Annotated in this window: 16 protein-coding genes; 11 read left to right on the top strand and 5 right to left on the bottom strand. The window is 72.0% G+C overall.

All coding sequences use genetic code 11. The features are described 5' to 3' along the window. The first annotated feature begins 123 nt into the window (after positions 1-123). Positions 124-2,469: a heavy metal translocating P-type ATPase gene (locus tag IF46_RS0113015; RefSeq protein WP_030488582.1), complete on the top strand. Its 2,346-nt coding sequence runs from the start codon at positions 124-126 to the stop codon at positions 2,467-2,469. Positions 2,470-2,516: 47 nt separating this feature from the next. On the opposite strand, the gene IF46_RS0113010 is transcribed toward IF46_RS0113015, so the two are convergent. The 3 genes from IF46_RS0113010 to IF46_RS0113000 form a co-directional block, all read right to left on the bottom strand. Beyond that, positions 2,517-3,359 (bottom strand): universal stress protein, encoded by an 843-nt coding sequence (locus IF46_RS0113010; RefSeq protein WP_051723885.1) that lies wholly within the window; start codon positions 3,357-3,359, stop codon positions 2,517-2,519. An 11-nt stretch (positions 3,360-3,370) separates the two neighbouring features. Further along, a complete protein-coding gene (locus tag IF46_RS0113005; RefSeq protein WP_030488580.1) occupies positions 3,371-5,764 on the bottom strand; it encodes a phosphoketolase in 2,394 nt (797 codons plus the stop codon). A 68-nt stretch (positions 5,765-5,832) separates the two neighbouring features. Next, on the bottom strand, positions 5,833-6,693 hold the full coding sequence (locus tag IF46_RS0113000) for a universal stress protein (RefSeq protein ID WP_030488579.1): 861 nt from the start codon (positions 6,691-6,693) through the stop codon (positions 5,833-5,835). Between the two features lie 151 nt (positions 6,694-6,844). On the opposite strand from IF46_RS0113000, the gene IF46_RS0112995 reads away from it, so the two are divergent. The 9 genes from IF46_RS0112995 to IF46_RS34375 all read left to right on the top strand — a co-directional run bounded on the left by IF46_RS0112995 (position 6,845) and on the right by IF46_RS34375 (position 14,850). Beyond that, positions 6,845-7,081 (top strand): HTH domain-containing protein, encoded by a 237-nt coding sequence (locus IF46_RS0112995; protein WP_030488578.1) that lies wholly within the window; start codon positions 6,845-6,847, stop codon positions 7,079-7,081. Next, positions 7,081-7,662, top strand: coding sequence for a Clp protease N-terminal domain-containing protein (locus IF46_RS0112990; RefSeq protein WP_030488577.1), 582 nt, complete (start codon positions 7,081-7,083; stop codon positions 7,660-7,662). Before IF46_RS0112995 ends, IF46_RS0112990 begins: the two co-directional genes overlap by 1 nt. 93 nt (positions 7,663-7,755) lie before the next feature. Continuing rightward, entirely contained in the window at positions 7,756-8,760 is a 1,005-nt protein-coding gene (locus IF46_RS0112985) for a diacylglycerol/lipid kinase family protein (protein ID WP_030488576.1), read from the top strand. Next, positions 8,753-9,754, top strand: coding sequence for a YihY/virulence factor BrkB family protein (locus IF46_RS0112980; protein ID WP_030488575.1), 1,002 nt, complete (start codon positions 8,753-8,755; stop codon positions 9,752-9,754). Before IF46_RS0112985 ends, IF46_RS0112980 begins: the two co-directional genes overlap by 8 nt. A gap of 69 nt (positions 9,755-9,823) precedes the next feature. Next, positions 9,824-11,314 carry a phosphatase PAP2 family protein gene (locus tag IF46_RS0112975; RefSeq protein ID WP_030488574.1) on the top strand — a complete coding sequence of 497 codons (1,491 nt, stop codon included), beginning with the start codon at positions 9,824-9,826 and terminating at the stop codon, positions 11,312-11,314. 11 nt (positions 11,315-11,325) lie between these two features. Then, a complete protein-coding gene (locus IF46_RS0112970) occupies positions 11,326-12,129 on the top strand; it encodes an endonuclease/exonuclease/phosphatase family protein (RefSeq protein ID WP_030488573.1) in 804 nt (267 codons plus the stop codon). 125 nt (positions 12,130-12,254) lie between these two features. Continuing rightward, on the top strand, positions 12,255-13,073 hold the full coding sequence (locus IF46_RS33265) for a hypothetical protein (RefSeq protein WP_051723878.1): 819 nt from the start codon (positions 12,255-12,257) through the stop codon (positions 13,071-13,073). Between the two features lie 92 nt (positions 13,074-13,165). Next, entirely contained in the window at positions 13,166-13,690 is a 525-nt protein-coding gene (locus IF46_RS0112960; protein WP_030488572.1) for a SigE family RNA polymerase sigma factor, read from the top strand. Then, positions 13,687-14,850, top strand: a complete 1,164-nt coding sequence (locus IF46_RS34375; RefSeq protein ID WP_030488571.1) for a hypothetical protein — start codon at positions 13,687-13,689, stop codon at positions 14,848-14,850. Before IF46_RS0112960 ends, IF46_RS34375 begins: the two co-directional genes overlap by 4 nt. A gap of 184 nt (positions 14,851-15,034) precedes the next feature. On the opposite strand, the gene IF46_RS0112945 is transcribed toward IF46_RS34375, so the two are convergent. Continuing rightward, positions 15,035-15,997, bottom strand: coding sequence for a TIGR03557 family F420-dependent LLM class oxidoreductase (locus IF46_RS0112945; RefSeq protein WP_030488570.1), 963 nt, complete (start codon positions 15,995-15,997; stop codon positions 15,035-15,037). Positions 15,998-16,371: 374 nt separating this feature from the next. On the opposite strand from IF46_RS0112945, the gene IF46_RS0112940 reads away from it, so the two are divergent. After that, on the top strand, positions 16,372-17,730 hold the full coding sequence (locus IF46_RS0112940) for a cellulase family glycosylhydrolase (protein ID WP_030488569.1): 1,359 nt from the start codon (positions 16,372-16,374) through the stop codon (positions 17,728-17,730). A gap of 54 nt (positions 17,731-17,784) precedes the next feature. On the opposite strand, the gene IF46_RS0112935 is transcribed toward IF46_RS0112940, so the two are convergent. Next, positions 17,785-18,105 carry a DMT family transporter gene (locus tag IF46_RS0112935; RefSeq protein WP_030488568.1) on the bottom strand — a complete coding sequence of 107 codons (321 nt, stop codon included), beginning with the start codon at positions 18,103-18,105 and terminating at the stop codon, positions 17,785-17,787. Between the last annotated feature and the right edge of the window lie 89 nt (positions 18,106-18,194).

The following is an 18,194-nucleotide window of genomic DNA, read 5'->3' as shown; positions in this document are numbered from 1 at the left end:
CCCGACCTCGCCGGGCCGTTGCGCCCGCCGAACCACGTCCGGCGCACCGCTACGACGTCTGTCAAGCGGGCGAAACGCCCGGTGTCTGGCCGTTGGCGGCCCACCGGCTGCGACGATGCGCAGGTGGGGGCCGAGCCGACCGATTGCGTACCGGAGCGGCCGGTCCGCGCCCGCGTCCGGAGGTGGTGGGCGTGGGCGCCACTGTTCGGTCTCGGCATCGGGGTGCTGGCCGGTGCGGTGCTGCGGATCGCCGGATACCCAGGCCCGGCCGACCTGGTCTGGGCAGCCGTCACGGTGGCCGCGCTGCTGCCCGCCGCCTGGTCGATGCTGCGTTCGTTGTGGCACCGGCACTTCGGCGTGGACGTGATCGCCGTGCTGGCCCTGGTCGGTGCGCTCGGCGTGGGGGAGTACCTGGCCGGGGCGGTCATCGCCGTGATGCTGGCGACCGGGCGGTCCTTGGAGTCGTACGCGCAGCGCCGGGCGACCCGCGACCTGCGGGCGTTGCTGGCGCGCGCTCCGCGTACCGCCCGTCGGCGTGGGCCCGACGGCATGATCGAGGTGGTGCCGCTGGACCGGGTGGCGGCGGCGGACCGGTTGCTGGTCGGCCCGGGGGACGTGGTGCCGGTCGACGGGACCGTCGACGAGGCGGCCACGCTGGACGAGTCGGTGGTGACCGGCGAGTCGCGGCTGGTCCAACGGGCGGCCGGGGAGGCCGTGGCCAGCGGTGTGGTCAACGCCGGCCCGGGGTTCGGCATGCGGGCGACGAAGAACGCGGCACAGAGCACGTACGCCGGGATCGTCCGATTGGCCCAGGAGGCGACCGCCCGTAAGGCCCCGATGGTGCGGCTGGCCGACCGGTATGCCGCCGCGTTCGTGCCGTTCACCCTGGTCCTGGCTGGGCTGGGCTGGCTGCTCTCCGGCGACGTGGTGCGGGCGGTGGCGGTGCTGGTGGTGGCCACCCCCTGCCCGCTGCTGCTGGCCACTCCGATCGCGATCGTGTCCGGCCTGTCCCGGGTGGCCCGGCGCGGGGTGCTGGTCCGCGACGGTGGCGCGCTGGAGCTGCTCGGCCGGGCGCAGACACTGCTTGTGGACAAGACCGGCACGCTTACCGCCGGCCGTCCGCGCGCCGCCGAGACGGTTGTCGCCCCGGGTGGTGATCGTGACGAGGTGCTGCGCCTCGCGGCCTCGGTCGAGCAGTTGTCGCCGCACGTGCTGGCCACCGCGCTGGTCCGGCAGGCGCACGATCGTGGGCTGACGCTGACCGAGCCGACTGGCGTCACCGAGGAGCCGGGACGGGGGGTCAGTGGCCGGGTCGACGGGCGATCGGTCCGGGTCGGTCAGGTCACCGGAGAGCTGCCCGAGTGGGCGGACCGCGCGCGGGCTCGCACCGAGCTGGCAGGTTGGTCGGCGGTGTGGGTCAGCGACGACGATGGGCCGCTCGGCGCGATCCTGCTGGAGGATCCGGTGCGCCCCGACGCCCGCCGGACCGTGCGCCGGCTGCGTGCGGCGGGGTTGCGGCGGATCGTGCTGGTCACCGGCGACCAACCGGCCACAGCCGCGCAGGTCGCGGCGATGGTCGGGGTGGACGACGTGCTTGCCCGCTGCACGCCGCAGGAGAAGGTGAACAGGGTCCGGGCGGAGGCCGACCGGGCGGTCACCGTGATGGTCGGCGACGGGGTCAACGACGCTCCGGCGTTGGCTGAGGCGCACGTGGGCGTGGCAATGGGTGCGACCGGCGCGACCGCCTCGGCGGACGTGGCGGACGCCGTGCTCACGGTGGACCGGCTGGACCGGCTCGCCGACGCGGTGGAGATTGCCCGGTACGCCCGGCGGATCGCCGTGCAGAGCGCCGTCGTCGGCATGGGGTTGGCGGTGCTGGCGATGTTCGTGGCGGCGGTCGGTCGGCTGCCGCCGGTCGGTGGCGCGTTCCTGCAGGAGGGCATCGACGTGCTGGTGATCCTCAACGCGCTGCGGGCACTGGGCGGAGGGCTGCGCCGTCGTGACGTCCCGCCGCGCACCCGGGAGTTGCTCGCCCGCTTCGCGGGGGAACACCAGGCGGTCCGTGACGTGCTGGCCGGGCTGCGGGACACCGCCGACCTGGTCGCCACCGATCCGGCCGCACCGAGGTGCCTGCCGGCGGTACGCGAGACGCACCGCCGGCTGACCGAGCGGGTGCTGCCGCACGAGGCTGCCGAGGAGCGGAAGCTCTACCCGGCGCTGGCCGACCCGCTGGGCAGCGGAGAGGCGACCTCGACGATGAGCCGGGCGCATGTGGAGATTCGCCGCCAGGTGGACCTGCTCGGCGCACAGCTCGCCCAGACCGCCGACGGCCGGCTCCGCCCGGACCAGGTTCCCGATCTGCTGGCCACCCTCTACGGCTTGGACGCGCTGCTCCGCCTGCACCTGGCCCAGGAAGAGGAGGAGTTCTTCTCCCTCGACCCGTCCGACCCGGCACCCGCGCGTCGGTAGCACCGGCCGGGCCGCTGTGCCACGGGTGCGGCCCGGCCCGGTGGGTCTCAGCGTTCGCGGACCACCGCGACGGGGCAGGCGGCGTGTTGGATGAGCTGTTGGCTGACCGAGCCGAGCAGCATGCCGGCGAGCCCGCCCCGGCCCCGGCTGCCGACCACCACCAGCCGCGCGTCCCGGCTCGCCTCGATCAGCATCGCCGCCGGGTTGGTCGACGCCAGGTCGACGGTCACGGCCAGCCCGGGGAAGGTCCGCCGCCACGGCTCCAGCGCCTGCTCCACGGCGGCTCGCTCGTCGGGCACCCCGGCCGCCCCGCCGGGGCCGGGCGTCCAGGCGTGCAGGACGCGCAGCGGCACCTGGCGCTGCGCCGCCCGTTCGGCCGCGAAGCCGAGCGCCACCAGCGAGGGCTCCGAGCCGTCCACCCCGACCGCGACCGGGCCGCTCGACGTGCCGGCCCCGTCCCGGACCACCACGACCGGGCAGTGGGCGTGCGCGGCGACCGACACCGCCGTCGACCCGGCGAGCAGGCCGCCGAACCCGCCGTGGCCTCGGCTGCCGAGCACCAGCATCCCGGCCTCGGCGGAGCGTTCCTGCAACACCAGCGCGGGCGGCCCGTCGTACACCTCGCCGGTGATCTTCAGGCCCGGGTTGGCCGCGGCGGCGTCCGCCGCGGCCGTGCGGACCAGGTCGTCGACCTGCCGGCGGGCCGTGTCGTCCGGCCACACGCCGGGCGCGATGCCCGGGCCGACCCAGCTGGCCACGGTCAGCCATTCGAAGATGTACGCCAGCCGCACCGGCTGGCCGCTGTGTCGCGCCTCCGCCACGGCCCAGTCCAGGGCCACCGAGGCGTCGGTCGAGCCGTCGTAGCCGACCAGGATCTCCGCGTCGCGCACGTCGTCCTCCTTCAGGGGGTGGTCGGGTCGGTCTCGCGGACCCAGCGCCACTCGGCGACCTGGGGGTCGTCCTCGCCGTACTGGCGGGTGTAGTCGCGGGCCGCCTGCCGGGCGTCGACCATCCGTTGGCGCAGGTGCGCGGCGCGGGCGGCCAGCCCGGGCACCCGGTCGATGACGTCGATGACCAGGTGGAAACGGTCCAGGTCGTTGAGCATCACCATGTCGAACGGGGTGGTGGTGGTGCCCTCCTCCTTGTATCCGCGCACGTGCAGGTTCTCGTGGTTGGTGCGGCGGTAGGTGAGGCGGTGGATCAGCCACGGGTAGCCGTGGTACGCGAAGATGATCGGCCGGTCCTCGGTGAAGATGGTGTCGAACTCGTTGTCGGTCAGGCCGTGTGGATGCTCGGTGTCCGGCTGGAGTCGCATCAGGTCGACCACGTTGACAAGGCGGACCTTCAACTCCGGGAGGTTCTGGCGCAGCAGCTCGACGGCGGCCAGCGTCTCCAGGGTGGGCACGTCTCCGCAGCAGGCGAGCACCACGTCCGGCTCGGTGCCGCCGTCGTTGCTGGCCCACTCCCAGATGCCCAGGCCCCGTCGGGTGTGCTGGATCGCCTCGGCCATCGTCAGCCAGTTCGGCGCGGCCTGCTTACCGGCCACCACCACGTTTATGTAGTGCCGGCTGCGCAGGCAGTGGTCCATCGTGGCGAGCAGCGTGTTGGCGTCCGGCGGCAGATAGACCCGCACCACCTCGGCCTTCTTGTTGACGACGTGGTCGATGAAGCCCGGGTCCTGGTGGGAGAAGCCGTTGTGGTCCTGCCGCCAGACGTGGCTGGACAGCAGGTAGTTCAGCGAGGCGATCGGCTGCCGCCAGGGGATGGCCCGGGTCACCTTCAGCCACTTGGCGTGCTGGTTGAGCATCGAGTCGACGATGTGGATGAACGCCTCGTAGCTGGTGAACACGCCGTGCCGGCCGGTCAGCAGGTAGCCCTCCAGCCAGCCCTGGCAAAGGTGCTCGGAGAGCACCTCCATGACCCGCCCGTCGGGGGAGAGGTGGTCGTCGCCGGGGACGGTGGCGGCCACCCAGGCCCGGTCGGTCACCTCGAAGGCCGCGCTCAGCCGGTTGGACGCGACCTCGTCCGGGCCGAACAGCCGGAACGTCTCCGGGTTGGCGCTGATGACGTCGCGGATCCACGGGCCGAGCACCCCGGTCGCGCCGGCCATCGGCTCGCCTGGCTCGGGAACCTCCACGCCGTAGTCGCGGAAGTCCGGCAGGGTCAGGTCGCGCAGCACCAGACCGCCGTTGGTGATCGGGTTGGCGCTCATCCGCCGGTCACCGCGCGGCGGTAGGGTCCGCAGCTCGTCGACCGGCGCGCCTGTCGCGTCGAACAGCTCCTCCGGCCGGTAGCTGCGCAGCCACCGCTCCAGCTCGGCCAGGTGCGCCGGGTTGTCGCGAACCTCCGACAGCGGCACCTGGTGGGCGCGGTACGTGCCCTCCACCTGGATGCCGTCCACCTCGCGCGGGCCGGTCCAGCCCTTCGGCGTCCGTAGCACGATCATCGGCCAGCGGGGGCGTTCGATGACACCCCCGGAGCGGGCCCGCCGCTGGATCTCGGCGATCTCGTCAAGCACCCGATCCATCGTCGCCGCGAGGGTGCGGTGCACCTGGGCGGGCTCGTCGCCGGCGACCACGTACGGCTGGTAGCCCGAGCCGCGCAGGAGGTCGAGCAGGTCGGTCTCGGGGATCCGGGACAGCACGGTCGGGTTGGCGATCTTGTAGCCGTTGAGGTGCAGGATGGGCAGCACCGCGCCGTCGCGCGCCGGATTGAGGAACACGTTGGAGAGCCAGCTACCGGCCAGCGGCCCGGTCTCCGCCTCACCGTCGCCGATCACGCAGGTCACCAGCAGGTCCGGGTGGTCGAACGCGGCGCCGTAGGCGTGGCTCAACGCGTACCCCAGCTCGCCGCCCTCGTGGATCGAACCCGGCACGTCCGCCGCGACGTGGCTGGGGATCCCGCCCGGGAAGGAGAACTGGCGAAAGAGCCGGGACATCCCGGCCTCGTCGCGACCCACGTCGTGGTAGCGATCCGACCAGGTGCCCTCCAGCCAGGTGTTGGCCACGATGGCCGGGCCGCCGTGGCCGGGGCCGGTGACCAGCATGGCGTTGAGGTCGCGGGCCACGATCACCCGGTTGAGGTGGGCATAGATCAGGTTGAGGCCGGGGCTGGTGCCCCAGTGCCCGAGCAGTCGGGGTTTGACGTCGTCTCGGGTCAGCGGGTTGCGCAGCAACGGGTTGTCCAGCAGGTAGATCTGCCCGACGGTGAGGTAGTTCGCGGCGCGCCAGTAGGCGTCCAGCCGGCGCAGCTCGTCGTCGGTGAGGGCGCGGTGCACGTCGAGAGCGGTCTCCATCATGCTGCCTCTCGCGGGTAGGAGTGGGGCGTCCGGCGTCCAGCCTGGCCACTGCGGACGCCCCGGGGTCAGGGCCGTTGGTCCCGTGCCGGGCGGGCACCTGGCCCGGTCAGCGGCGCGTCGGCCAGGCCACGGACGACGACCACCGGGGCCGGGGAGTGGTAGAGCAGGGACTGGGCGACCGCGCCGAGCATGGCCCGGCCCGGTTCGTCGCCACGGGCCGCGACAAGCGCCAGCTGCGTGCCGCGGGACGTGTCGATCAGCACCTCGGCGGGGTCGCCGCGCACCACGCGACACTCGGTCGGCACCGCGCCGTGCCGGCCGGTGTGTTGGGCCAGCGCCTCGCTGAGCTGCTTGGTGACCGCGTCGGTGTCCTCGTCGTACTCCACCACGCGCAGCGCCAGCAGCCGGGCGCCGCGGCGGGACGCGCACTCCACGGCCCACCGTAGGGCGAGGTGTGAGCTGGGCGAGCCGTCCACGCCCACCAGCACCGGGCCCGGTGGCGGCGGCTCACGTCGGACCACCAGCAGGGGGCAGCCGGCCCGGGCGGCCAACTGCACGGCGGTGGTCTCGGCTGGTACGCACTGGCCGCTGCCCGCCATTCCGCTGTCGCCGACGGCCAGTAGGAAGGCCGTCTCCGAGCGGCGGATGAGGGTGGGCAGCATGGCGCTCTCGACGATCTCGCCGCGTACGGTCAGCCCCGGCTCGGTCTGGTGGGCGAGCTGGGCGGCGCGGGTGATCAGCTTCTCGGCCTGGTCGCGGGGTACGGCGACGGTGTCCGCGGCGAAGGCCACCCGCCAGTCGAAGGTGTGCAGCAGGTGCAGTGGTCGGCCGTGTCCGGCGGCTTCCTGGGCGGCCTGTTCGACGACCGGAAGGTCGAGATCCGACCCGAGGCCGACCAGCACCGCTGCGTCGGCGGGTACGGCCATCGATATCACCTCCCGGGCGTCGCGCCCGGCACGACCAAGCTCTTCCCTGACCGAGGGTAGTCGGATGGACACGGCGGCGGGTCGGATCGGCTGCGGCCACCTTTCGTCAACCAGGGTTGACAGGGGAGTGTTGTCAACGTATGTTGACGGCATGAGTCAGGCGACAGAACTCGCGGCGGCAGCCGGCAGCACCGACCCTCGGGTCGGGCTGCGCGCCGTCCGCGCGCTGCGCCGGCTGCTTGAGCGGCTTGAGGTGGTCCAGGTGGACAACGCCCGGCGACAGGGCTGGTCCTGGCAGGAGATTGCCGACGCGCTCGAGGTTAGTCGGCAGGCAGTGCACAAGAAGCACGCCGGGCGACCGGCGGTCCACTCATCCTGGGAGGCGTGATGTTCGAACGGTTCACCGACCGGGCGCGCGACGCGGTGCGCCGGGCGCTGGAGGAGGCACGGGTCGAGGGCCAACGGCCGGTCGGCACCGAGCACCTGCTGCTCGCCCTGCTCGCCGACGACGCCGGCCTGGCCAGCCGGGTGCTCGCCGACGCCGGGGTGCGCGCCGACGACCTGCGTGAACGCGTCCGCCGGTACACCGCCAGCGGCGGCGCCGGTCTCGGCGACGCGGACGCGGCGGCCCTGCGGGAGATCGGCATCGACCTGGCCGCGATCGTGGCCCGCATCGAGCAGTCCTTCGGCCCGGACGCGCTGCGTGAGGCGGTGCCGGCGCCGCGCCGCCGCTGGGGGCGCAAGCGCTACCTCGGCGGCCCGTTCTCGCCCCGGTCGAAGAAGGTGTTGGAGCTGTCCCTGCGGGAGGCACTGCGCCTGCGCCACCGCCACATCGGCACCGAGCACATCCTGCTCGGGGTGCTCCGCGAGGGCCACGGGCTGGGGGCGCTGGTGCTCACCGAGTCGGGCATCGACCTCGATGATCTGCGTCGACGGGTCGAGCTGGCACTGCGGGCGCAGGCGGCCTGACAGGTGCGGGCATCTTGAAACCTGTCTGTGGCACTTCCGACGCGGGCTGCTCGTCGGGTCGCTGAAGCCGTCCGGGTGCTGCACACTGGCGCCGTGGATGCTGGACAGGACAGGCGGCCCGCAGGCGGCGACGGCGGGTTGCGCTCCGCCGTGGTGGTCAACCCGGTGAAGGTCGACGATCTCGACGAGCTGCGCCGGATCGTTAACGACGCCCTCGCCGCGGCAGGCTGGCCCGCGCCGCAGTGGTACGAGACCACCGCCGACGACCCGGGCCGCGGCCAGACCGAGCAGGCTGTCAAGGCCGGCGTCGACCTGGTCTTCGCCTGCGGCGGCGACGGCACCGTGATGTCCTGCGTCAGCGCGCTGGTCGGCACCGACGTGGCGCTGGCCGTGCTGCCGCAGGGCACCGGCAACCTGCTCGCCGCCAACCTGGGGCTCTCCACCGACCTGGCCGCCGGCTTGCAGGTCGCCATCGAACGCGGTCGACGGCTGCTCGACGTCGGCGCCGTCGAGGACCAATACTTCACCGTGATGGCCGGCATGGGCTTCGACGCCAAGATGCTCGAGGCCACCAATGAGACCACCAAGGCCCGCATCGGTTGGCCGGCGTACGTGGTGGGCGCTGCCCGTCACCTACGGGACCGGCCGATGCGGGTGCAGATCCGCATCGACGACCGGCCGCCGGTGCGCCGCCGGGCCCGTTCGGTGCTGATCGCCAACGTCGGCCGGCTCCAAGGCGGCGTGACCCTGCTGACCGAGGCCGAGCCGGACGATGGCTGGCTCGACGTCGCCGTACTCACCCCGCGCAACCTGCGGCACTGGCTCGCGCTCGGCTGGGCGGTGATCCGTCGCAACGGCCAGGTGCCGCAGATGGAGGTGTTCCGGGCCCGACGGGTGGTGGTCACCAGCAACCGGCCTCAGCCCCGTGAGTTGGACGGCGACCTCATCTCCCCGGGTCGCGAGCTGCGGGCGGACATCCGGCCGGAGGCGCTCTGGCTCTGTGTCCCCCAACCCGAGGACGCCCCCGACCTGGCCGATGATGCGCGGAGCGCCGGGAAGCGGGGCGAGCAGCTGATCGAGGACGCGCGCCGTGAGTAGCACCCGGATCGTTCCCGAGACCCGGCTGATGGCCGACGAGGAGTTGTCCGCCGACGATGCCTGGCACACACTGCGCCGACAGGGCGGCTGGCACCTGCTGCGGGACGCGTTCATCCGGTTCCGCTACGGCGACGGCTTCAGCCACGCCCGTGCGTTCGCGCTGCAACTCTGCCTGGCCGTGGTGCCGTTCATGATCGCCCTCACCGGCCTGATCAGTGAGTTGGGCGTCGAGGAGGGCGGCCAGGTGGTCGCCGACACCGTCCTGGCGCTCACCCCCGGGCAGAGCGCGCAGATGGTCGCCGAGCTACTCGGCGAGGGAGAACGCGTCGAGGACGCGGGGGAGCTGGCACTCACCCTCGGTCTGCTCACCGGCCTGTTCGCGCTGACCACCACGATGGCCCAGATCGAGCGGGGCGCCAACCGCATCTACGGCGTCGAGCGGGACCGCCCGGCGCTGCGCAAATACCTGCGCGCCGCAGTGCTGGCCGTCACCGCCGGTCTGCCCGCGCTCGCCGGCTTCCTGATCCTGGTCGGCGGCGGCGCGATGGGCGACTCGGTCCGCAAACACTACGAGTGGGGTGCGCTCGCCAACGGCATCTGGGACGTGGTCCGCTTCCCGTTGAGCCTCGGGCTGACCGTTGTTGCCGTCGCCGTGCTCTTCCGGCACGCGCCGCGCCGCAACCAGCCCGGCCTGTCCTGGTTGCTCTTCGGCGCCGGCATCGCCACGGCGCTGTGGTGGTTGGCCAGCCTCCTGCTCGCCGCGTACGTGCGGTTCAGTGACGGTTTCGGGCAGACCTACGGCGCGTTGACCGGGATGATGGCGCTGCTGCTCTGGGCCAACCTGACCGGGATGGCGCTCTTCGGTGGGCTGGCCTTCGCGGCTCAACTGGAGGCGCTGCGCATCGGTGTGCAGGAGCCTGCCCAACCGGATCTGTGGGAGCCCGACCCGGACCGCGCTGAGCTGTACGACACCGGGGACATGTCAGCGCTCTAGCGCACCGGCGTGTACGACGGCCGCGGATCGGGTAATGCGCCTCGCCAGAGACGACAAGGGAGGTGCGGGGTGACCGGGGTCAAAGAGGTGGCGCGGCGTCCGATCGGTCATTTCGCCGAACGGAGCATCGCCGGTCTGGTGGCCGTCACCGGCGCCGGGGTGGCCTTCGGGCTGCTGTTGTTGCTCGTCCGGGTGCGGTGGAGCCCCCTGCAGGAGGCTGACCACGCGCTCGCCGAGTGGTTCAACGGGCTCGTCGCCCCGCACCACGCGCTTGTCACCGTGCTCCAGGCGGTGACCGACCTGGGCGGCCGGCCGATCCTCATCTGGCTGGTCACCATCGCCGTCATCGGGCTGCTGATCCGGCGTCAGCCCCGACTCGCCGTCTACCTGATCATCACGGGGGTCGGTGGTCTGATCCTCGACCCGTCACTGAAGACGCTTGTCGGCCGGCTTCGCCCGGTCGTGGACGTGCCGATCGCCAGTGCCCCCGGCAACAGCTTCCCGAGCGGGCACGCTCTCGGCTCATTCGTCGCCTATGGAGCGCTGCTGCTGGTGTTCCTGCCGGCGATGGCGCCCCGCTGGCGCAAGCCGGCCATCGCCTGCGTCGGTGTGCTGGTGGCACTGGTCGGCCTGACCCGGATCGCGCTGGGCGTGCACTTCGTCTCCGACGTGTTGGCCGCCTGGCTGCTCGGGGCCGCCTGGCTGGGCGTCACCGCGTACGCCTTCCGGCTGTGGCGGCGGGAGCGGGGCAGGCCGGTGGCGCCGTTGACCGAGGGCCTGGAGCCGGAGGCGGGGCACGACATCGCCCCCGCCCCGGCCGAGGAGCACGTGTTGGCCCACCCCCGCTCGGCGGTGGCCGAGCTGCTGGTCGGCTGGGTGCTCGTCTTCGGGGCGCTCTACGGCTTCGGCACGTACGTCAGCTACCACGCCAAGGGCACCTTCTTCGACACCCTCGACACCGAGGTGCCGCGCTGGTTCGCCGAGCGGCACACCGAGGTGCTGACCGAGGTCAGCTGGTGGTGGAGCAAGTTCGGCGACACCCACGCCATTCTGTTGATCTCGCTGGTGTTCTGCCCGCTGGTGCTGGCGGTGTGGCGGCGCTGGCGGCCGGTGCTCTTCGTGGCGCTGGCGATGGTGGGTGAGCTAACCCTCTTCCTCGCGTCGGCCCGCGCGATCGACCGGCCGCGTCCGCCGGTGGAGAACCTCGACGGGCAGATGCCCACCTCGTCGTTCCCGTCCGGGCACATCGCGGCCACGATCTGCGTCTGGCTGGCGATCACCCTCATCGTGTTCCCGCGTACCGACCGGTGGTGGCGTTGGATCTTCGTGGCGCTGGCCGTGCTCATGCCGGTCGGGGTGGCCACCTCGCGGATGTACCGGGGAATGCACCACCCGACCGACTTCATGGGCGCGATCCTGCTCTCGGCGCTCTGGATCGGGCTGCTCTACCTGGTGATCCGACCGAACGCGGACCTGACGGAAGGCAACCGACCGGCCATCGAGTCGGAGGACGTGGACACCCTCGACGACGAGCTGGCGCGGGCCGGCCGAGCCGACTAGGCGCGGCCGTCGTGCTGCGGGTGATGACCTGGAACATCCGCACCGGCGGCCGGGATCGCGGTGGCCCGGATCGGCTGGATCAGGTCGTCCAGGTCGTCGACGAGCAGGCACCGGACGTGCTGGCCCTGCAGGAGCTGCGCGGCTTCGACCGCGACGGGCTGATGGCCACCGTGGCGGGCCGGCTGGGGATGACGCCGCACCTGGCCCGGTCCTGCTTCGGGCAGCCGGTGGCGGTGCTGGTCCGGCCGCCGTACCGGGTCGTCGACGCGGGGGCGGTGCGTCGGCCCTTCCACCATGCCGCCGCCCGCGTCGTGGTGGCAACGTCCGCCGGCCCGTTCACCGTGCTCGGCACCCACCTCTATCCGTACTCCGGGGGGCGGCGGCGGATGGAGGCCGACTGGCTGGTCGCCGCGGCACGCCGCCACCAGGGGCCGCTGACGCTGATCACCGGTGACCTCAACTCGCTCGACCCGACCGTCGACCACACCGCCCGGCTGGCCGGCATGCCCGCCCTCTACCGGCGGCGGCACCTGCGGCGCTCCGGCGGCGACGTGGACACCCGGGCGATCGCCCGGCTGCTCGCCGCGGGCTTCGTCGACCTCTGGCCGGCGGGCAATGTAGACCTGCCGGAGGCCGCCGGCCACACCGTGCCCACCCGGCTGGGCGGAGCCGAGTTCGCCGGGATGCGGCTGGACTACCTGCTGGCCACTTCAGCGCTGGCCGAACGGGTCCGGAATTGCCGGGTGATCAGAGGCGGCACGGCAGACACAGCCTCCGACCACTACCCCCTGCTCACCGAGCTAGACCTGTCCTGAACGCAACCCCTACCCCCCCGCCCCCGCGATCTTGCAGCTTCGGTCGCCGTGATGCCCCTTACGTCTGGGCAGTAAGTGCAAGATCGCGGGGGCGGGGCTGGCACGGGACGGTTACTGTGCCCGCTGTGACCGAACGTGCCCGCCTCGCGCTGCCCAGGCCGCCGGTCGACCTGGCCGCGTCGGAGGCGGCGCGCTCGGCCCTCGAACCGCCGGCCACGAACACGACTGAGCCGGCCGCCGCCGCGCTTCCGCTCGTCGCGGCCGTCGCGCGCGGCGTGGCGCTGGTCGTGGTGCTGCCGGTACGCCTGCTCTGGGAGCTGATCGCGGCTGCCGGCCGGCTGCTGCACCGGCACCTGCTCACTCCGGCTAGCCGGTTCCTGGTCCGCTGGCTGCTGGCCCCGCTGGCCTGGGCGCTGCACCGGCTGGTCTGGGCGCCGCTGGTCTGGTGCGTCCGGCACCTGCTGTGGATCCCGTTGGTGTGGGTCGCCCGCACCCTGATCTGGCCCGCGCTGGTCTGGTTGGCCCGTCGTGGGCTGCGTCCGGCCCTCGTCGTGCTGGGGCGCGTGCTGATCTGGCTCGCCGAGCACCTGCTCCTGTGGCCGCTGCGATGGTTGGGCGAGGTGCTCACGCCCGTCGGTCGGCTGATCGTGGCCGCGCTGGTCGGCGCGTGGCGGACGGCCGGCCGGGTGCTGCGACTGCTCTACCGACTACTGCTGCGCCCGCTCGGGCGAGGGCTGCACTGGTTGTGGCGGCACACCGTCCGACCGCTGCTGCACGGCCTGTGGTGGGTCTGGTCGGTGACCGTCCTGCCGGTGGCGCGAGGTGTCCGGGCGGCGTGGCGGGCCACCGTGTCGCGGACGGCCCGCTGGATCCGCCGCTCGGTGCTCGATCCGGCTCGGGCTGCCTCCCGCGAGGTGTTCACGGCCCTCGGCCTGCGCCGCTGACCGCGCCAAATCGATGGGTGCGCGTGCAACCTGATCCCCGGCCGGGTCCATCCATACGGTGACAGCATCGGGATCCGGAACGGGAGTGGTTGATGCATGCCGCACAACGGCACGAGTACGTGGAGTTCGTTACCGGAGTGACGGAGAAGCTGCGACGTACCGCCTATCTGTTGACCGGTGACCGGCACCGGGCCGACGACGTGGTGCAGCAGACGCTCACCCAGCTCTTCGTGAAATGGCCCCGGGTACGGCAGGCCGACAACGTCGGGGCGTACGTCCATCGAATGCTGATCAACGCGTTCAGACAGGAGCGGCGGTCCCGCTGGTGGGGCGTGCAACTGTTCGATCGCACGCCCGAGCCGGTGCCCCGCGGTGCGCCGGCCGGACCGGATGACGATGCCGTCAACGCGGTGGCGGTGCGCGCCGCGTTGGCGGCGGTGCCACCCGGCCAACGGGTGGTCCTGGTGCTCCGGTTCTACGCCGATCTGAGCGTCGAGCAGACCGCCGAGGTGCTCGGTTGCTCCACCGGAAACGTCAAGAGTCAGACCGCGCGGGGGCTGACCGCGCTGCGCCGGCAGTTGCCGCGGGACGCGGAGTCGAAGGAGACGGCCCGATGATCGACCAGGAGGAGACGTACCTGCGGAGCCTGTTCGCGCGCGCGGCCGACGACCTGCCCGGCGATGGCATTTCGCTGGAAAGGGCGTTGGCCGACGGCGAACGGACGGTCCGCCGACACCGACAGATGACCCTGGTCGGGGTCGTGGGCACGGTGTTGGCGTTGCTCGGCTCGGCCGCCCTGCTGGCCGGTGTCCGGCCGTCGGTGGGCCCGTCGCCGGCGGACGAGCCGCCGCCGCCGTCGTCCACCACCGCCCCGACCGGACCGCCCACGGTGGCACCGGAGGCCTTCGACCCAACGCTGAGGCTGTTCCGGCTCGGTTCGGTGGCGGCCGAGGCGGTCGATCAGTCGTACCGGACGGATGTCAAGGTCCTGGCGGTGGACGCGAGCGTCCCCGAGGCGATCAGCCCCGGCAGGCCGGTGGAGCCAGGGCCGATCATGGGTGTGGGCCGGTCGGTGACCGTGCGGCTCGGGGCTCGCGGGGTGGATCTCTTCGCCAACCAGCGGCAGCGCAGCGAGCTGGACGGCCCGCCACCGCCGGTCGCCCTGCCCGGCGCACCGGTGGCAGCGGTCGACGGGCACTCGGCCTACCTCTACAGGGATGGCGACGAGGCGCTGCTCTCCTGGCAGTACGCCCCGGACGGCTGGATGTCGATCAGCATGTCGAAGGTCGACGATCCCGAGGAGTTCGGCCGCCAGATCGCGGCGGGGCTGGTGTGGGAGACCCAGCGAGTCAGCGTGCCGTTCGCGCCGACCGCCCTACCGGCCGGCGCCACGCTCAAGGGCATCGAAGTGCGGACGTACGACGGGCAGTGGCTGAACGTCGACGTCCATTACCGCACGGGCGGGCCGGGCCCCCGTCAGGATCTCAGCATCGGCGTCAGCAACGGGATCTTCGCCGGTGACGGGAGCGACTTCGAGAAGTCCCGCGTGATGGTGGCGGGCCGCGTCGGGTCGGTGATGAGCGATGCCACGGGCATCGGCGTGTTCCGGGTGGCGCAGGTGCCCGGCTGCGCGGGGTGTGTCACCGAGGTCTCGACGGAGAGTCCGGCCGGCGCGAGCGCGGTGGGTGGCCGCAACGGCGGCCTGGACATGGCCGCCTCGATACGTCTGGTCGACGGCTGGAACGACCTGGCGTCCTGGCGTCCGCTCCAGCGGTGAACACGGTGGCCGACCCGGCGTCGGGTCGGCCACCGGACCTCCGACTCAGAGCACGAGGTTGAGCAGCACGGTGAGCACCACCGAGGCGAGGATCGAGAAGAGGATCATCAGGAGGCAGCCGAGGCCACCGCCGAGCGGCCGGATCTCCGTGTTACCGAAGCGCATGATGTCTACCTTCCCGCGTTCACAGCTGGCGTAGCCGGGGCAGCAGTTGCTCCTGCGCCCAGTCGAGGAACATCGGCTGGGTCTCCCCACCGACCTGGACGATCGCCACGTGGGTGAAGCCAGCGTCGACGAACTTGCGGAACGCCTCGACGTGCGCGTCCAGATCCGGACCGCAGGAGATGCCCTCCGCGACGTCCTCCTCCCGGACGAACTGGGTGGCGGCGGCGAAGGACTCCGGGCCGGGCAGGTCGGCGTTGACCTTCCAGCCCATCCCGAACCAGCGGAACTGGTCGTGCACGATCTTGCGGCACTCCGCCTCGTCGGGGCCGTAACAGATGGCCACCTGGCCGTAGCGGGGCTGGCCGGCACCTCCGGCGTCGTCGTACATCTCGATGAGGTGCCGGTCGGGTTCGGTGGAGATGACGCCGTTGCCGTACTCGGCGGCCAGCGTCGCGGACTGCCGACCGGACGCGGCGACGGCCATCGGCACCGGCCGTTCCGGGCGATCCCAGACGTAGGCGTCGGGCACGTCGAAGTGGTTGCCGGAGAAGGTGAGCGTCTCCCCGTTGAGCAACGGCCGGATGATCTGCAACGCCTCCTCGAACATCTCGTGCCGCTGCTGGACGTGCGGCCAGCCGCCGACCACGTGCTCGTTCAGGTTCTCCCCGGCCCCCAGGCCGAGGGTGAACCGGCCGTCCGAGAGCGCCCCGATCGTGCTGGCCTTCTGGGCGACCACGGCCGGGTGGTAGCGGCGGATCGGGCAGGTCACGAAAGACATCAGCTGCGCGTGGGAGGTGGCGTGGGCGACCGCGCCGAGCACCGACCAGGCGTACGGGGAGTGGCCCTGGGAGTCCAGCCAGGGGTAGTAGTGATCGGAGATCACCAGTTGGTCGAAGCCAGCCGCCTCGGCCCGTACCGCATGGTCCACCAGCTGCTTGGGCCCGGCCTGCTCGCTCATCAGGGTGTAGCCGACGCTGACCATCCTGGTATCCCCTCTCGCTGACGGATCGTTCCCGGGATACCCCGGTGCACGGCGGTCAACCCTCCCGTCCGGTTCGGCTGTCGCAGTGCTTGACGGATCCCGGCCGCCTGCCTACCGTCGCTCTTAACCGGTTAAGAGCCGGGTGTGGCGCACATCCTGTGGTGGGGATGACCGCCCCGTGACGGCCCGCGTCCGCGTGGGCCGTTGCGGCTGTCCGGGCTGCGGGCCCGTCAACTGAACCGGTTGCGAGGGCCATTCCATCGCCCTACGCTGATGCGTGCGCCGGGAGTCGGGCGCGGCTGCCGGGCTGCAGCCGCCTTCCCCTGTCACGTCCCACCCCTGTCGGGCATCGGGGGTCCTCCCTGAGGAAGGCCATGAAGACTCGACTCTCCGCCGTCGGCGCGACAGTGCTCGCGTTGCTCGTCGTCGTGCTGGCGTTCGGCCAGCCGGCGCACGCCGCGGCCGGTTTCTCCGTCGCCGACGGCAAGTTGTACGACGCCAACGGCACCGAATTCATCATGCGCGGCGTCAACCACGCGCACACCTGGTACCCGCAGCAGACCAGCTCGTTCGCCGACGTCAAGGCGCTCGGCGCGAACACCGTGCGGGTGGTGCTCTCCAGCGGCGACCGGTGGACCCGCAACACCAACGCCGACGTCGCCAACGTCATCTCGCTCTGCAAGGCCAACCGGTTGATCTGTGTGCTGGAGGTGCACGACACCACCGGGTACGGCGAGCAGAGCGGCGCGATCACCCTCGCCCGCGCCGTCGACTACTGGCTGAGCCTCGACGTCCTCTCCGGCCAGGAGCGGTACGTCATCGTCAACATCGGCAACGAGCCGTACGGCAACCAGAACTACGCCTCGTGGGCCACCGACAACGCCAATGCGATCAAGCGCCTGCGTGCCGGCGGGTTGACCCACACGATCATGGTCGACGCGCCGAACTGGGGGCAGGACTGGTCGTTCACCATGCGCGACAACGCCGCGTCGGTCTTCGCGGCCGACCCGGCGCGCAACACGGTCTTCTCGGTGCACATGTACGGCGTGTTCGACACCGCCGCGGAGATCAGCGATTATCTGGGCCGGTTCCGCACGGCCGGGCTGCCGATCGTGGTCGGTGAGTTCGGCTTCGACCACTCCGATGGCAATCCGGACGAGGACACCATCCTCGCGTACAGCCAGGCCAACGGGATCGGCTGGCTGGGCTGGTCGTGGAGCGGCAACGGCGGCGGCGTCGAGTATCTCGACCTGGCCACCAACTTCAACCCGGCGAGCCTGACCACCTGGGGGCAGCGCCTCTTCAACGGCGTCAACGGCATCCGGCAGACCGCCCGCGAGGCCAGCGTCTTCGGTGGCACCCCACCGCCGACCACGCCTCCGCCCACCACGCCTCCACCCACCACGCCGCCGCCGACGACGCCCCCGCCCGCCGGTGGTTGCACGGCGACGTACACGGTGACCAATCAGTGGCAGGGTGGCTTCCAGGGTGAGGTACGGGTGACCGCCGGCGCGAAGGCGATCACCGGCTGGGCCACCGGCTGGACCTTCGCCAACGGCCAGAGTGTCACCCAGTCCTGGAACGTGGCCCTCACCAGCAGCGGCACCACGATCACCGCGCGCAACGTGGACTACAACGGGCGGCTGGCCGCCGGTGCCAGCACCAGCTTCGGCTTCCTCGGCAGCTGGACCGGCACCAACACCCTGCCGGTTGTGAGCTGCACGGCGAGCTGAAAGCCGGACGGTGGTCGGGTCCGCAACGGACCCGACCACCGCAATCCGTACCTGTCAGTGCTCTCCGGCCAGGTTCACGATGACCACCCCGGCGATGATCAACGCGATGCCGGTGAGCTTGGCGAGCCCCACCGACTCACCGAGGAAGACCGCCCCGATCGCCACGATGGCCGCGGTGCCCAGACCCGACCAGAGGGCGTACGCCACACCGACCGGTATCTCCTTGACGGCCTGGGCCAGCAGGAGGAACGCCAGCGCGTAGCCGCCGAGGCACGCGAGGGTGGGCCAGAGGCGACTGAATCCGGAGGTGCTCTTGATCAGGCTGGTGGCCACCACCTCGGCGAGGATGGCGATCCCCAGCAGCACGTACGCCATGCGCCCTCAGTCCTGAATGCTCGGTGGACGTCATCGAAGCCCAGGCTAGCGCCGACTCTCCGGCCGGGGGCACCACTCGGCATCCGGCT

Source organism: Micromonospora chokoriensis (genome assembly GCF_000718555.1).
Classification (GTDB): Bacteria; Actinomycetota; Actinomycetes; order Mycobacteriales; family Micromonosporaceae; genus Micromonospora; species Micromonospora chokoriensis_B.
Note: the sequence above shows the minus strand (reverse complement) of the source record. Positions and strands in the feature narration are given on the sequence as shown.